Here is a 1,205-nt window from a genome sequence, read left to right as displayed (position 1 = left end):
CAGTACCAGAATGCCCACCCCGACCAGAAACGTCAGGCTGGTGGCGAGCCAAAACGCCAGGAACAGTTTCCAGAACAGCCGACTGGGTTTCATCATTCGGCGATCAACAGATAACCGAGGCCACGCACGCTCTGAATCCAGGCCTTGGCGTCAGGGCGCGGACCGAGCTTCTGGCGAATGCTGCTGATGTGCACGTCGATGCGCCGGTCGTAGCGGGTCAAGGGACAGCCCAAGGCATTGAGCGACAGGTCCTGTTTGCTCACCACCTGCCCGGCACAGCGGGCCAGTTCTTCGAGCAGGCTGAACTCGGTGCTGGTCACCCCCAGCTCGCCCCCCTGCCACTGGGCCTGGCGCTTGCCGGGCCACAAGACCAGCGGGCCGGTCCTGATCACTTCGGTGGTGGGCTGATCCGCCGGCTGCACCCGACGCATGATTGCCCGCAAACGCGCCACCAGTTCCCCCGGTGAACTGGGTTTAGGCACATAGTCATCGGCCCCCAGTTCCAGGCCGGTGATCTTGTCGATGTTATCGCCACGGGCCGTGAGCAACACCACCGGTACCTGGCTCACGGCGCGAATGCGCCTGAGCACCTCGATACCCGACAGGCGTGGCAGCATCACGTCCAGCACCACAATGCTGTAGCGCCCGGACAGTGCTTGAATCTCACCCTCCTCGCCCGTGTGCACGGCGGTCGCCTCGAAGCCTTCACGCTCCAGGTATTGGCTGAGCATTCCAGTCAGTTCCTGGTCATCGTCGACGAGCAATACAGAGATCATGGCGGGCTCTTGAGTGGGGGCCGCGCATTATCGCCCTTGCGCTGCACAGCGTCATCGCCCCGGGCAAACCTTTACCTAACTTGACACTTGGTTAACCGCACCAAACGCACCGAGCTTTTATGCTTCACCTCCACCAGCCTGCTCGCTTCGCGGTAACTCGTCTTGCTGTGAGATATCCGCGCCCGCCTACGCTGCTTGTCGATGTGTTCTGGATAAGATCTTGATGAATTTTTCGCGCCTGCTCTGCTCGGCTGCACTATTGCTCAACGCCACATTTGCGCACGCCCAAGGCTTCAAAATTTCCGATATTCGCATTAATGGCCTGCAACGGGTTTCCGCCGGCAGCGTGTTCGGTGCATTGCCGTTGAACGTCGGTGATGAAGCGGATGATCGTCGTTTGGTGGAGTCCACCCGTGCGTTGTTCAAGAC

The 1,205-nt window shown here is 60.4% G+C and carries 1 protein-coding gene and 1 pseudogene; one reads left to right on the top strand and one right to left on the bottom strand.

Going from position 1 to position 1,205, the window contains the following annotated elements; translation table 11 throughout:
- Positions 1-92: 92 nt before the first annotated feature.
- Positions 93-776 carry a response regulator transcription factor gene (locus AC1DLB_RS30420; RefSeq protein WP_138867430.1) on the bottom strand — a complete coding sequence of 228 codons (684 nt, stop codon included), beginning with the start codon at positions 774-776 and terminating at the stop codon, positions 93-95.
- A 223-nt stretch (positions 777-999) separates the two neighbouring features.
- On the opposite strand from AC1DLB_RS30420, the pseudogene AC1DLB_RS30415 reads away from it, so the two are divergent.
- Positions 1,000-1,205 (top strand): annotated as a pseudogene (locus tag AC1DLB_RS30415) (hypothetical protein); the annotation flags it as partial.

This window comes from Pseudomonas sp. 05N434 (assembly GCF_056396965.1).
This window is presented reverse-complemented; position numbering and strand designations above follow the sequence as displayed.

Excerpts from the sequence above, each read along its gene's own strand:
- AC1DLB_RS30420 (WP_138867430.1), bottom strand. The coding sequence starts at position 776 with ATGATCTCTGTATTGCTCGTCGACGATGACCAGGAACTGACTGGAATG.